This is a genomic window from Lysobacter firmicutimachus (assembly GCF_037027445.1).
Classification (GTDB): domain Bacteria; phylum Pseudomonadota; class Gammaproteobacteria; order Xanthomonadales; family Xanthomonadaceae; genus Lysobacter; species Lysobacter firmicutimachus.
Genome location: NZ_JBANDL010000002.1, coordinates 4,657,848 through 4,671,265 on the forward strand (window position 1 = coordinate 4,657,848; position 13,418 = coordinate 4,671,265).

The window sequence follows — 13,418 nt, forward strand, 5'->3', positions numbered from 1 at the left end:
AGCTCAGGGACCTGGCATGACCACACGCCGGCTGCGCCTGCTCAGCGCGAACATCCAGGCCGGCTCCAGCACGCGCCGCTACAGCGATTACGCGACGCGCAGCTGGTCGCACGTGCTGCCCGCCGGCAACAAGCGCGGCAGCCTCGACACGATCGCCCAGTTGGCCGGCGAGCACGACATCGTCGGCCTCAACGAAAGCGATCCGGGCAGTCTGCGTTCGGGCTTCACCAACCAGACCCACTACCTGGCCCAGCGCGCCGGCTTCGAGTACTGGAGCCACCAGCCGAACCGGCGCGTCGGCAGCGTCGCCTCCAGCGCCAACGGCCTGCTCAGCAAGCTCGAACCGCGCGAAGTCGTCGACCATCCCCTGCCCGGCCGCATTTCCGGCCGCGGCGTGCTGATCGCCCATTACGGCCAGGACGACGACGGCCTCACCGTCGCCGTCGCCCACCTTTCGCTCGGCTCCGGCTCGCGCGCCAGCCAACTGGCCTTCATCGCCGAACTGCTGCACGACCACCCGCACGCGGTGCTGATGGGCGACTTCAACTGCTCGCCGGATCGCCCGGAAATGCAGACCCTGTTCCGCAACACTCGCCTGCAGCCGCCCAGCGAACCGCTGGCCACCTTCCCCAGCTGGCGCCCGCAGCGCGCGATCGACCACATCCTGCTCGGCGACGGCCTCAGCTTCGCCGGCGCCCGCGCCGTGCCAGCCGCGCAGTCCGACCACCTCGCCCTGTCGCTGGAACTCGACGTCCCGGAAAGCGCGTTGCGCTGAAGCCCCCGCGCTTCAGAGCAGGAGCGGCGCAAGCCGCGAACGCGACCCCGCGGCGACGGCGCAATCGGCAGTAGCGCGTCGCGGCTCACGCCGCTCCTACAGAGGCCACGGCGCGAGATCGCGGCTACGCGGTCGCGACTCGCGTCGCTCCTACCCCCGACCGAGCGCCGCCCGATCGGGACCGAGACGTCGACCCGCCTGTAGGAGCGGCGTCCCACGGGGATTTCCTCCGGTCATAAGCCGCGACCGGGAGCGCGCAGAACCAACACCGTCATCGTCGCCACCGAAGCGACAGACGGCTTTAGGGGTAAGGAGCGGCGCAAGCCACGACCGCGATCTCGCGGCGACGGCGCAATCGGAACAACGCGTCGCGGCTCACGCCGCTCCTACAGAGGCGACGGCGCGAGACCGCGGCTACGCGTCGCGACTCGCGTCGCTCATACCCTATGCCTGTCCCCTTCGGGTTCTACTCAAGCGGCGGCACAAACGAAACGGCCGGTGGTCGCCCACCGGCCGTTCGGGTTGCTGCGGGTAGCGAGCTACGCCGCGATCGGGTCTATCAACCGAGCCGCGATCAGAAGCGCAGGTCCGCGCGCAGGTAGAAGAAGCGGCCGCCCGGGATGTCGTAGGTGGACGCGTCGTAGCCGTTGAGCGAGCACGACAGGCACACCGGCGGATCCTTGTCGAACAGGTTGTTGACGCCGCCGGTGATCTGCAGCCCCTTCAGCCAGTCGATGTGATATCCCACCTGCAGGTCGTGGTAGGTGATCGCATCGAGCTTGTTCTCGCCGGTCACCGAGTCGTCGCAGTACGGCGAGTCCAGCGCCGAGGCCTGGCAGATTTCGTCGAGCTCGGAGATGTGGCGGATGGTCCACGAGGCGTTCCAGGCGTTGCGCTTCCACGACACGGTGGCGTTGGAGGTCCACTCCGGAATCGCGCTGTCGTTGACTTCCACGCCCGGCTTGCGCGGCTGCACCTGGCCGGCGGCGCCGACCGCGTCGTACTGGGTCACCCAGGTGTTCTGCCAGCTGAGCTTGAACTGGCCCCACGAGGTTTCCGGCAGGGTCCAGAAGACGTCCATGTCCCAGCCGGAGGTCTTGATCGAACCCAGGTTGGTCAGCTTGTTCTCGAACGAGTTGATGCCGCCGACACTGGAACGGGTGATGCCGTTGCAGTAGGTCGGGTCGAGGGTCTGCACGCACAGGTTGAGCTGGGTCTGGGCGTCGATCGCCTGCACTGCGCCTTCCAGCGAATGGCGGTAGTAGGTGACTTCGAAGTCGAACTTGTCCGACCACGGCACGCCCGCGGCCCAGGCCGGGCTGTAGACGAAGCCGGCGGTGAAGCTGCGCGCGGTTTCCGGCTCCAGGTCCGGGTTGCCGCCGGTCTGCACCGAGATCTGGCTGTTGGCCTGGGTCGCGCCGGCCGGCACGCCGAGCGCGGCGCAGTTGGCGCGGTTGCCGGTCGGCGGCGCGCCGGTGATCGAGATCAGGCAGGGATCGCTGAGCTGCAGGTCGGCGCGGCTGGCCGAACCGAACAGTTCGCCGATCGACGGCGCGCGGAAGCCTTCGGCGTAGGTGGTGCGCAGCAGGAACTCGTCGGCGACTTGCCAGCGCAGACCGTACTTCGGCGTGAACTGGCCGCCGAAGGTCGAGTAATCCGAATAGCGGCCGGCCAGGCTCAGGTCCAGGCTCTTGCCGAACGAACCTTCCTTGATCAGCGGCAGGTTCAGCTCGACATAGGCTTCGTTGACGTCGTACTCGCCCTTAGTCGGCAGCGACTGGGTGCCGTTGTAGAAGCCGGCGACGGTGATCGGATCGGGGCGGTAGAAGCCTTCGTACTTGCGGTACTCGTAACCGGCCGCGAACGACAGCGGGCCGGCCCACAGGTCGAACAGGTCGCCCGACAGGTTGGCGGTGAAGGTCTGCAGCTTCTGCTCGCTGCGGTCGCGCACGATCGGGCTGATCCAGCTCAGCATCTGCGGGGTGATCGTGCCCGGACCGCCGAACAGATTCAGCGGCACGCAGCCCGGGGTCGCAGCGCACACCGCCGGATCGCCGAGGGCGATGTTGATGTTGCGGATGTTGTAGCTGCCGCGGTTGGTCTGGTCGGCCTCGTTCTTGTTGCTGGCGAAGTTGACGTCCCAGAAGTAGGTGCGGTCGCCGGCGTCGAAGCTGCCTTCCACGCCCGCGGCGATGTATTGGGTGTCGACCTGCTGCTCGAAGATGCGCGGGCCGCCCTCGACCGGACGGCGGCCGAGCAGGACCAGGTTCGGGTTGGCGCCCTCGGTGGTCAGGTCGAAGCCGAACGGGTTGAACGGATTCAGGCGCGAGATGGTGATGTGCTCGGACCAGATGTTGCCGGTGCCGGCGTCGAGGCCGAGGAACAGCGGTTCCGGCGCGGCCTGGTTGACCGATTCGCGACGGTTGTACAGCGCCTTGACGTAGGCCTGGACGTTGTCGTTGAAGTGATAGCGGAACTGGGCGAAGGCGCCGGTGCGCTTGGACGGCGTCAGCAGCATGTTCTCGCGGGCGAAGTTGTAGCGGTTCGCGCCGGTGAACGGAATGAAGTCCTGCGGGTAGCGCACGCCGTTGGGGAAGCTGCTGCCGTTGGGCGTGGTGATGTTGCAGAACGGGATCGGCGGGGTGCTCGGATCGTCGTCGGTGTCGGTCAGCGGGCAGGCGGTGCTGGCGGTCGGCGGGGTGATGATGAAGCGGCCGTTCGGGGTCGCCGAGCTGCCGGTCTCCACGCCCAGGCCGGGCACCGGCACGCGCGACAGCGCGCGGTCGCGCGAGAACACCGGATCCTGGTCGACGTAGCTCAGGCCGAGGAACAGATTGGCCTTGTCGGTGTTGAAGCCGTAGGCCAGGTCGACGCCCTGCAGCTCGCCGTCGCCCTTGCCGTACTGACCGTAGTTGAGGGTGACCTGGCCGCCTTCGAAGTTGCGCCGGGTGATGATGTTGACCACGCCGGCGATGGCGTCGGAACCGTACAGCGAGGACGCGCCGTCCTCGAGCACTTCGATGCGCTCGACGATGGCCAGCGGAATGGTGTTGAGGTCGGTCGCCGCGCCCACGCCCGAGGCGGAGGACTCGTTGACCCAGCGCATGCCGTCGACCAGGACCAGCACGCGCTTGGGGCCGAGGTGGCGCAGGTCGACCTGGGCCGAGCCGGCGCCGATGCCGTCGCCGTTCGGCGAGAAGCCGAAGTTGCCCGAGGAGTTGAACTTGGTGTTGAGCGCCGAGCCGGCGCCGGTGAGTTCCTGCACCACGTCGCCGATCGAGGTCAGGCCGGTGCGTTCGATGTCGTCGCGGGTCAGGGTCTGGACCGGGACCTGGCTTTCGATCTCGGCCTTCTTGATACGGGTGCCGGTCACCTGGACCGTGTCGAGCGTGGTGGCGTCCTTGGCGGGAGCGGCGTCCTGGGCTGCGGCGAACCCGGGCAGTGCGATCAACAGGGACAACTGGATGGCTTTCGCCAGGGCATGGCGACGCGACACTTTCATCGACTCTCTCTCCCTCAAGTTATGTGACTTAGCTCTGCTGGCTATTGGCACGCCGTCCGATCGGTCGGAAGGCATCGAGAGGTTGTAAACAATCTGTGAATCCGCCACAAGGCGCAAACAGGAGGGTCTTGCCAAACCGGTCCCAGTTTCGGCCGGGATTCGACGCCGGCAACGGACGCACGGTCGATACGGCGTCGTGCAGTCGCCCGTTCAGCCCGGCCCGGGGACGGGCGTCCTCGTGCGGCCCGCGCGCGCCGCGGCCGCGCCGACGCCGGCTCAGCCGCCCAGCAGCAGGCTGACCGCGACCAGGATCAGGAAGCCGGCGAACACGCGCTTGAGGGTGTCGCCGTGCAGGCGGTGTGCGAGCCGGGTGCCGTAGGGCGCGGCCAGCACCGAGGCCAGCGCGACGCCGATCGCCGCGGGCAGGTAGACGTAGCCGATCGCGTGCGCCGGCAACGCGCCGGCCGGGGCGTTGAGCGCATAGCCCACCGCGCTGGCCAGGCCGATCGCCACGCCGCAGGCCGACGAGGTGCCGACCGCGCGCACCGGCGCGACGCCGCGCCAGACCAGCAGCGGCACGGTCATGCTGCCGCCGCCGATGCCGACCACCGCCGACACCGCGCCGATGCCGACGCCCGCCGCCGACAAGGGCAGTCCCTGCGGCGGCGGCGCACCGTCGGCGAGCGCGGCGCGGTTCTTGCCGAACAGCAGCTGGGCCGCGGCGATCAGGCAGTAGCCGGCGACGATCAGGCGCAGCCAGTCGCCGTCGATGCGCACCGCGACCAGGCTGCCGAGCCAGCCGCCGAGCAGCAGCCCCGGCACCATCCAGCGCACCGTCGGCCACATCACGCTGCCGCGCTTGGCGTGGGCGCGCGCCGAAGCGGTCGCGGTGAGCACGATGCTGGCCAGCGAGCTGGCCAGGGCGGTGTGCATGGCGGCTTCCTGCGGAATGCCCATCCATGGCGCGATCCAGGCCAGGGCCGCGACCAGCACCAGACCGCCGCCGACGCCGAGCAGGCCGGCGAGTACGCCCGCGACGGCGCCGAGCGCGAGAAACACCAGCCATACCGCCATGCATGCACTCCCATCGGGACGATTCGCCGGGACCCGACGCCGGAACGGCATCGGCGCGGGTCGTCGATCGCGCCGCCGGATTACGTTTCCGACGCGAAGGCCGCATTCTGCACGCCGTCCCGCGCGCTGGCGACCGTGCGCGCGGCGCGGACACGGCGAGCGCGACGGCGATAGCAATCCGTGCGCATCGCAGGTGTGTTCACATAAGGCATTCATCCGCTGTGGGCTATAGTCCGGCGATGCTCCCGCGCCCTCTCCGCCTCGCCGTCGCCGCGTTCGTCGCGGCCCTCGCCACCACCGCCTGCGCCCAGACCACGGCCTCGGCGCCGAGCCCCGCGGGCACGCCGGTCAAGCCGCGCGCGATCGCCAATCCGCTGCCGGCGCCGGCGGCCGATCCGCAGTTGCCGCGCGTGCGCGCAGCGCTGGAAGCGGCCGAGCGCGGCGGTTTCGATGCCGGCCAGTACGCCGATCTGTCCCGCCATCCGCTGTACGGCTGGATCGAATACGCGAACCTGCGCCGCAACATCGATGCGGTCAACAACGGCCAGGCCGCCGACTTCCTCGCCCGTCGCGGCAAGGAAGCCTCCGGCGACGCCTTCCGCGAGATCTGGCTGGCCGCGACCGCGCGCCGCGAAGATTGGCCGAGCTTCCTCGCCGCCTGGACCCCGCGCAGCACCGGCGGCAAGGAACGCAGCGTGGCCCTGCGCTGCGCCGAATTGAACGCGCGCCAGGCGCTGGGCCGGGCCGACGCGGCCTGGAACCGCGAAGCGCAGGCGATCTGGCGCAGCAGCGGCAAGTCGCTGCCCGACGGCTGCGATGCGCCGTTCGCGGTGTTGGCCGCACGCGGCGGTCTTTCGCCGGAGCTGCGCTGGGAACGCATCGAGGCCGCGGCTGCGGAGTGGCAGCCGGCGGTGATGCGTGCGGCCGCGCGCGGCCTGCCCGCCGCCGAGCAGGCCCAGGCCAACGACTACGCCGCGTTCCTGGACAACGTCAACGAGCGCGCGCTCGCGTGGCCCAAGACCGAGCGCAGCCGCAAGATCGCCTCCTATGGCCTGGCCAAGCTGGCCAAGGCGCAGCCGGCCAGCGCCGAAGCGCAACTGCCCAAATACGCCGGCGCGCTGAACTTCAGCGACGAAGACCGCGGCCGGGTGCTGTACCAGACCGCACTGTGGTCGGTGGCTTCCTACGATCCCGAATCCGCGCGCCGGCTCAACGCCGTGCCGGAGGTGTCCTACGACGAGCGCCTGCACGAGTGGCGCGCGCGCGAGGCGATGGCGCGCTCGGACTGGGCGGCTGCGCTGGCGGCGATCCGCAAGATGGGCGCCAAGCAGCGCGGCGAGTCGCGCTGGCAGTTCTTCGAGGCGCGGCTCAGCGAGCGCGCCGGCGACAAGGCCACCGCCGCGCGGCTGTACGGCGAAGCCGCGCGCAAGACCGACTTCCACGGCTTCCTGTCCGCCGACCGGCTCGGCGCGCCCTACGCACTGTGCCCGGTGCAGCCGACCGACAGCCTCGCCGCCAAGACCGCGGTCGCCCGCGACGGCGCGGTGATGCGCGCGATGGGCCTGTTCCAGATCGACCGCAGCGGCTGGGCGGTGCGCGAATGGGACGAGGCGCTGAGCCGCTTCGACGACACCCAGCGCCGCCTGGCGATCGAGGTCGCGCAGGGCTACCAATGGTTCGACCGCGCGGTGTTCTCGCTCAACAAGACGCCGCAGGAACAGCGCCTGTACTACTTGCGCTTCCCGCTGCACCACGGCGACACCATCCGCCGCGAGGCCGCCGCCAACCGCATCGACCCGGCCTGGGTCGCGGCCGAGATCCGCGCCGAAAGCGTGTTCAATCCCAAGGCGCGCTCCGGCGCCAACGCGATGGGGCTGATGCAGGTGCTGCCCGGCACCGGCGCGCAGGTGGCCAAGAGCCTGGGCCTGCCCTGGGGCGGCGCCGCCAGCCTGTACGACTCCGACACCAACATCGTGCTCGGCACCGCCTACCTGCGCCAATTGCTCGACAAGTACGGCGGCCAGCCCTACTTCGCCATGGCCGGCTACAACGCCGGCCCGGCGCCGCTGGCGCGCTGGCAGTCGCAGCGCCCGGGCATGGAGCCGGAGTTCTGGATCGAGACCATCAGCTACAAGGAGACCCGCGAGTACGTGGCGCGCGTGCTCGCCTTCAGCGTGATCTACGACTGGCGCCTCAACGGCGACGCGATGAACGTCGGCGACCGCCTGCGCGGCGTGGTCGACGGCAAGCGCAAGGCCTTCGTCTGTCCGGCCGAACCGATCGCCGCGGCGCCGGCGGCGGCCGCGGCAAGCGCCGAAGGCGAGTGAGGCCGCGATGGCGCGCCGTCACGTCCTGGTCCTCGGCGGCACCGGCTTCGTCGGCCGGCATCTGGTCGAGCGTCTGCTGCGCGAACGCTGCCGCATCACCGTGCTCAGCCGCGGCGTCGAGCCGGCCAAGAAGCGCCTGCTGTCGCGCGACGCCAGCCTGATCGAAGGCGACGTCGGCAATCCGGATTTCCTGCGCGCCGTGCTCGACGACGTCGACGCGGTGGTCAACCTGGTCGGCATCCTCAACGAGCGCGGCGACAGCGGCGCCGGCTTCGAGCACGTGTTCGTCGAACTGCTCGACGCCCTGATCGAGGCGATGCGCGACATGGGCGTCCAGCGCCTGCTGCAGATGAGCGCGCTCAATGCCGGCACCGGCCAGAGCCATTACCTGGAATCGCGCGGCCGCGCCGAACAGCGGGTGCGCGCGAGCAAGCTCGACTGGACCCTGTTCCGGCCGTCGGTGATCGCCGGCCCCGGCGACGGCCTGTTCTGCCGCTTCGATCAGTTGCTGCGCTATGCGCCGGCGCTACCGATCGGCCGCGCCGGCGCGCGCTTCCAGCCGGTGTGGATCGGCGACGTCGTCCAGGCGTTCGCCAACGCGCTGAACGACGACCAGCACATCGGCCGCAGCTACAACCTGGTCGGCCCGGACGTGCTGACCCTGGGCGAGATCGTGCGCGCCACCGCGCGCGCGCGCGGCCGCCTGCGTCTGGTGCTGCCGCTGCCGGATGCGCTGGGCAAACTGCAGGCCGAGGTCGGCGAGCACCTGCCGGGCAAGCCGATCAGCCGCGACAACTGGCGCTCGCTGCAGACCGATTCGACCAGCGTCGAGAACGGCCTGCTCAAGCTCGGCGTCGAACCGACGCCGGTGCTGCCGAAGTTGCCCGAGATTCTCGGCCTGGCCCCTGTAGCAGCGGCCTAAGCCGCGACCGCCGCAGAGGCGATCGGCAGCGTTGTCGCCGAAGCCCGGACGTTCGGACAATACCGCTCCATGCGCCGCGGGTCTTCGGGCGCTACGCTCGCGCGCACCGCTGCAGCGGTCGCGTCTCACGCCGCTCCTACCAGCGCCGCAGCGCTGCGCTAGGATGGAGCCATCTCACGCGAAGGGAATGCGCCATGGGCCTGCTCGACACCCTGCTCGGCCACGCCGGGGCCAAATCCGCCGACAAAGTCAACGACGACTTCGCCCCGCTGCTGGCGCCGGGCGAGACCGTGCAGCGCGCGTTCGGCGAGATCCGCGACCTGATCGTATTCACCGACCGGCGCCTGATCCTGGTCGACAAGCAGGGCGTGACCGGGCGCAAGACCGAGTTCCTCAGCCTGCCCTACCGCAGCATCGTCATGTTCTCGCTGGAGACCGCCGGCCATTTCGACCTGGAAGCGGAACTGCGGCTATGGGTGTCCGGACAAGCGAACCCGATCGTGCGCCACCTCGGCCGCAGCGCCGGCGCCGAAGACATCATCGCCCTGCTGGCGCAGAATTCGCCGCGCTGAAGAGCCGGGATTCGGGATTGGGGATTCGGGATTGGCAAGAGCAAAGGCTCCCGCAACTGAACAACTCCGACGAATCCGCCCCCGCCCCAGCGAGGCGACACGCATCGCCGCCCCGCTTTTACCCATCCCGGATCCCCAATCCCGAATCCCCGTCCCAAGCATGAAAACCTATCTCGTCGGCGGCGCGGTCCGCGATGCCTTGCTCGGCCTGCCGGCCGGGGATCGCGATTACGTGGTGGTCGGCGAAACGCCGGAGGCGATGCTGGCCGCGGGCTTCAAGGCGGTGGGCAAAGACTTTCCGGTGTTCCTGCATCCGGACAGCGGCGAGGAGTACGCGCTTGCCCGGACCGAGCGCAAGTCCGGCCGCGGCTACCGCGGTTTCGTCGTCGACGCCGATCCCTCGGTGAGCCTGGAAGAGGACTTGGGCCGGCGCGATTTCACCATCAACGCCATCGCCCGCGCCGAGGACGGCCGCCTGGTCGACCCCTATGGCGGCGCGCGCGACATCGAGCGGCGGGTGCTGCGCCACGTCGGACCGGCCTTCGCCGAAGACCCGCTGCGGGTGCTGCGCGCGGCGCGCTTCATGGCCCGCTTCGCCGCGCACGGTTTCCAGGTGGCGCCGGAAACGATCGCGCTGATGCGGCGCATGGCCGAATCCGGAGAACTCGCCGAGCTGGTCGCCGAACGGGTCTGGCAGGAACTGCGCCGCGCCCTGGCCTGCGCGCAGCCGTCGGCGTTCGTGCGCACCCTGCATCAGGCCGGCGCGCTCGGTGCGGTGCTGCCCGAAGTCGAAGCGCTGTACGGCGTGCCGCAACGGCCGGAGTACCACCCCGAGGTCGACACCGGCGTGCACACCGAGATGGTGATGGACATGGCCGCGCGGCTGGCGCCCGGCGACGACGTGATCGGCTTCGCCGCGCTGACCCACGACCTGGGCAAGGCCTTGACCCCGGCCGAACGGCTGCCGCGCCACCACAACCACGAGCACGCCGGGCTGGAACCGCTGGCGCAGCTGTGCGCGCGGCTCAAGATTCCGACCGAGCACCGCCTGCTGGCCGAAGCGGTCTGCCGCGAACACCTCAACGTGCATCGTCTGGCCGAACTGCGTCCCCGCAGCGTGTACGAACTGATCGCGCGTTGCGACGGCTTGCGCAATCCGAAGCGGATCGAGCAGATGAGCCTGGCCTGCGAAGCCGACAAGCGCGGCCGCCTGGGCCTGGAGGACCAGCCCTATCCGCAGGGCGCGGCCCTGGTTGCGGCCTTGCGTGCCGCGCTGGCCGTGCGCGCCAGCGACCTGGCGCCCGGCCTCAGCGGGCCGGCGGTCGGCGAAGCCATGCGCCGCGCCCGCATCGAAGCCATCGCCGCCCAGCGCAAGGCCGACCAGCCCCTGTAGGAGCGGCGTAGCCGCGACCACCGCCGCGGTGGTCGCGAGCGTCTCGTCCGCAGCTTCGGGCTTCGGAGGCCGCGCTTTCGAACGTCGCTGCGGTGGTCGCGGCTTACGCCGCTCCTACAGGGGGCCGATCAAAAAAGCCGCCGCGGGTGAGCGCGGCGGCTTCGGTGCGACGGTCTTGCGCGATCAGAAGCGGTAATCGATCCGCGCGTAGTAGCTGCCGCCGTTCATGCCGAACGGCAGGGTTTCCCAGCCGTACTTGAAGCCCAGCTGCGGGAACGGCGCGCCGCTGACCTTGTCCCACTTGTCGGGATAGGTGTCGAAGATGTTGTTGCCGCCAACGGTCAGGCTGAGCTGGTCGCTGAACTTGTAGCGCACCGCCAGATCGCCCAGCCACTTGCCGCCCCAACGCTGCTTGACGCCCGGGGTAAAGCCTTCGCCGGCGACCGAGCCGTAGTAGTTGGCGCGCGCGGTCCATTCCCAGGCGCCGACCTCGTACACGCCCTGCAGCACGTGGTGCGAGCGCGGCTGGCCTTCCTCGATCAGGGTCACCTGGGTGTCGTCGAACAGCACGTTCGGCGGCAGGATCGCCGACTGCGAGCGGCGCGACTTGACTTCGGTCTTGTTGAAGTGGACCAGCGCGGTCAGATTGAGCTTGGAGCCGCCGGCGAACTCGGTGTTGTGGTTGGCGACCAGGTCGACGCCGGTGGTGCGGGTGTCGATGGCGTTGGTGAAGAACAGCACCTGGCCGACGCCGATCGGATCGAGGATGGCGCGGATCGGGCAGTTGGCGTTGTTGGCCGCGCACGGCAGGCCGTTGTTGCCGACCGCCTCGGGCTGGATGTTGCTGGAGAAGATGATCCGGTCGTCGATGTCGATGCGGAACACGTCCAGGGTCAGCGAGAAGCGGTCGTTGGGCTTGAGCACGAAGCCGACCGATGCGCTCTTGGAGGTTTCTTCCTTGAGCGGCTCGATGCCGAAGGCGCGGGTCACCGCGCTGTCCTGGCGCGCGGTCAGGGTGTCGGTCAGCTCGCCGGCGGCGTTGAGGTTGGTCGAACGCTGGCTGTAGAACAGCTGCTGCACGCCCGGCGCGCGGAAGCCGGTCGATACCGTGCCGCGCACCGCGAACGCGTCGCTGGCGTCAAAGCGCGCCGACAGCTTGCCGGTGGTGGTGTTGCCGAAGTCGGAGTAGTCCTCGTAGCGGATCGCGCCGCCGAGCAGGAAGCGCTCGGTCAGGTTGGTTTCCAGATCGAGGTAGACGGCGTAGTTGTGGCGGCCGTCGTCGACCGCTTCGTTCGGCGAGAAGCCCGGGAAGCCCTGCATGCCCGGCTGCGCGGTCTCGCCGGCCTGGCCGAGGATCGGAATCGAGCGGTCGTTGTTGCGGCCGTAGGTGTAGGTCACCGGCGCGCCGGGGCGGATCTGGTAGTCGTCCTTGCGGTATTCCAGGCCGGTGCCCAGGTACAGCGGGTTGTCGTTGAAGCCCTTGAGCGTGCCGCGGAAGTCCAGGTTGAAGGTGGTCTGGTCGGCCTGCAGGGTGCCGGTGTCGGCCTTGGTCGGCGAGGCCGCGTAGATGCCGCCGCCCGGCTTGGGCTCGTACCACCAGCTGACGTTGACCGAGTTGCTCTCTTCGAAGCCGAACTTGCTGCGGCCGCGGTTGATCGAGACGTCCCAGTCCCAGTTGTCGTTGATCGGCGCCTTGTAGCCGACCGCCAGCGAGTGGTCGTCGACCGTGGTCAGGATGTTGGGCAGGAAGCCGTTCGGGTACAGCGCCGGCACCGTGCGGTTGTCGCCGGCGCTGCGGAAGAAGCCGGAGGAGTCGCCTTCGCGACGCGACAGGCCGCCGAACCAGTACAGCTCGCCGGTGCCGACCGGCAGGCCGCCGTTGAACCAGAAGTAGGCGTCGGTCGCGTCGGCGTCGCCCAGGCGCTGGGTCACCCGCGGCGGGTTCACGCGCAGGCTGTCCGGGCCGGCCCGGTTGGTCTCGGCGCGGTCGCGGTATTCCAGCGACAGATTGAGGTAACCGCCGTCGCCGCCGAGCTTGAAGCCGTGGTTGACCGAGGCCGAGTAGTTCTCGCCGTCGCCGGCGTAGTACTGGCCGGCCTGGAACGAGAGCTGGGTCTCCTCGGTCTGCTTCTTGAGGATGATGTTGATCACGCCCGAGATCGCGTCGGAACCGTACTGCGCGGCGGCGCCGTCGCGCAGCACTTCGATGCGTTCGATCGCCGACAGCGGGATCGCGTTGATGTCGGTGCCGGCCGAGCCGCGGCCGATGGTCTGCTGCACGTTGACCAGCGCCTGCTGATGGCGGCGCTTGCCGTTGACCAGCACCAGCACTTGGTCGGGACCCAGCGAGCGCAGGGTCGCCGGACGCAGGATGTCGGTGCCGTCGCTGACGAAGGTGCGGGAGAAATTGAACGAGGGCTCCAGCATCTGCAGGATCTGGCCGATCTCGGTCGCGCCGGTCGCGGTCAGTTCTTCCTGGCCGATCACGTCCACCGGCGCCGCGGTGTCTTCGGCGGCACGGCCGCGCACGCGCGAACCGGTGACCTGGACCGCATCGAGGGTCGTCGCTTCGCGGCTGGGCGCCGGCGCAGGGTCCTGGGCGAAAGCGGAAGGGGCCAGCAGGGTGGCGGCCATGGCGGTGGCCACGGCCATGGCCAGACGGTTGCGGTGCGCTACGGACATGAAAGGGGTTCCTTGCGAGGGACGGGCAGGCCGGATCAGCCCGCGGTGGAGCCTCACAAGTTTTTAACCTTTGCGCAAGTCGCCACGTGACCTTGCCGACCTTGGCACTGTGACAAGCCTCGCCTTACTGGCGCGAGGCTCATCCATGGTTCAGGGGGATGTGTGCTCTCG

Annotated in this window: 8 protein-coding genes; 5 read left to right on the forward strand and 3 right to left on the reverse strand. The window is 69.6% G+C overall.

The genetic code is table 11. The features are described from left to right. Positions 1 to 16 precede the first annotated feature (16 nt). Positions 17 to 775, forward strand: a complete 759-nt coding sequence (locus V2J18_RS20180; RefSeq protein WP_064749379.1) for an endonuclease/exonuclease/phosphatase family protein — start codon at positions 17 to 19, stop codon at positions 773 to 775. Between the two features lie 574 nt (positions 776 to 1,349). Here the strand turns inward: V2J18_RS20180 and V2J18_RS20185 are convergent. Together V2J18_RS20185 and V2J18_RS20190 are read right to left on the reverse strand one after the other, a co-directional pair. Further along, complete coding sequence (locus tag V2J18_RS20185) at positions 1,350 to 4,277, reverse strand: TonB-dependent receptor (RefSeq protein WP_336132708.1); 2,928 nt, start codon at positions 4,275 to 4,277, stop codon at positions 1,350 to 1,352. A gap of 276 nt (positions 4,278 to 4,553) precedes the next feature. Next, positions 4,554 to 5,351 carry a sulfite exporter TauE/SafE family protein gene (locus tag V2J18_RS20190; protein ID WP_336132709.1) on the reverse strand — a complete coding sequence of 266 codons (798 nt, stop codon included), beginning with the start codon at positions 5,349 to 5,351 and terminating at the stop codon, positions 4,554 to 4,556. A gap of 239 nt (positions 5,352 to 5,590) precedes the next feature. Here V2J18_RS20190 and V2J18_RS20195 point away from each other — a divergent pair, with 239 nt between their 5' ends. From V2J18_RS20195 to V2J18_RS20210, 4 genes are all read left to right on the forward strand, one after another. After that, a complete protein-coding gene (locus V2J18_RS20195) occupies positions 5,591 to 7,678 on the forward strand; it encodes a lytic transglycosylase domain-containing protein (RefSeq protein ID WP_336132710.1) in 2,088 nt (695 codons plus the stop codon). A 7-nt stretch (positions 7,679 to 7,685) separates the two neighbouring features. Next, on the forward strand, positions 7,686 to 8,600 hold the full coding sequence (locus V2J18_RS20200; protein WP_064749382.1) for a complex I NDUFA9 subunit family protein: 915 nt from the start codon (positions 7,686 to 7,688) through the stop codon (positions 8,598 to 8,600). A gap of 194 nt (positions 8,601 to 8,794) precedes the next feature. Continuing rightward, positions 8,795 to 9,172, forward strand: a complete 378-nt coding sequence (locus V2J18_RS20205; RefSeq protein ID WP_064749383.1) for a PH domain-containing protein — start codon at positions 8,795 to 8,797, stop codon at positions 9,170 to 9,172. 160 nt (positions 9,173 to 9,332) lie between these two features. Continuing rightward, on the forward strand, positions 9,333 to 10,565 hold the full coding sequence (locus V2J18_RS20210; protein WP_336132711.1) for a multifunctional CCA addition/repair protein: 1,233 nt from the start codon (positions 9,333 to 9,335) through the stop codon (positions 10,563 to 10,565). Between the two features lie 183 nt (positions 10,566 to 10,748). Here the strand turns inward: V2J18_RS20210 and V2J18_RS20215 are convergent, their stop codons facing one another. After that, the gene (locus tag V2J18_RS20215; RefSeq protein WP_075575242.1) at positions 10,749 to 13,247 is read right to left on the reverse strand and encodes a TonB-dependent receptor plug domain-containing protein; all 2,499 of its coding nucleotides are present in this window, start codon (positions 13,245 to 13,247) and stop codon (positions 10,749 to 10,751) included. Between the last annotated feature and the right edge of the window lie 171 nt (positions 13,248 to 13,418).

What these genes read in the sequence shown, in the direction of transcription:
- V2J18_RS20185 (WP_336132708.1), bottom strand. Translation starts at nt 4,277, where the DNA reads ATGAAAGTGTCGCGTCGCCATGCCCTGGCGAAAGCCATCCAGTTGTCC.
- V2J18_RS20205 (WP_064749383.1), top strand. Translation starts at nt 8,795, where the DNA reads ATGGGCCTGCTCGACACCCTGCTCGGCCACGCCGGGGCCAAATCCGCC.
- V2J18_RS20210 (WP_336132711.1), top strand. Translation starts at nt 9,333, where the DNA reads ATGAAAACCTATCTCGTCGGCGGCGCGGTCCGCGATGCCTTGCTCGGC.
- V2J18_RS20200 (WP_064749382.1), top strand. Translation starts at nt 7,686, where the DNA reads ATGGCGCGCCGTCACGTCCTGGTCCTCGGCGGCACCGGCTTCGTCGGC.
- V2J18_RS20195 (WP_336132710.1), top strand. Translation starts at nt 5,591, where the DNA reads ATGCTCCCGCGCCCTCTCCGCCTCGCCGTCGCCGCGTTCGTCGCGGCC.
- V2J18_RS20180 (WP_064749379.1), top strand. Translation starts at nt 17, where the DNA reads ATGACCACACGCCGGCTGCGCCTGCTCAGCGCGAACATCCAGGCCGGC.
- V2J18_RS20215 (WP_075575242.1), bottom strand. Translation starts at nt 13,247, where the DNA reads ATGTCCGTAGCGCACCGCAACCGTCTGGCCATGGCCGTGGCCACCGCC.
- V2J18_RS20190 (WP_336132709.1), bottom strand. Translation starts at nt 5,351, where the DNA reads ATGGCGGTATGGCTGGTGTTTCTCGCGCTCGGCGCCGTCGCGGGCGTA.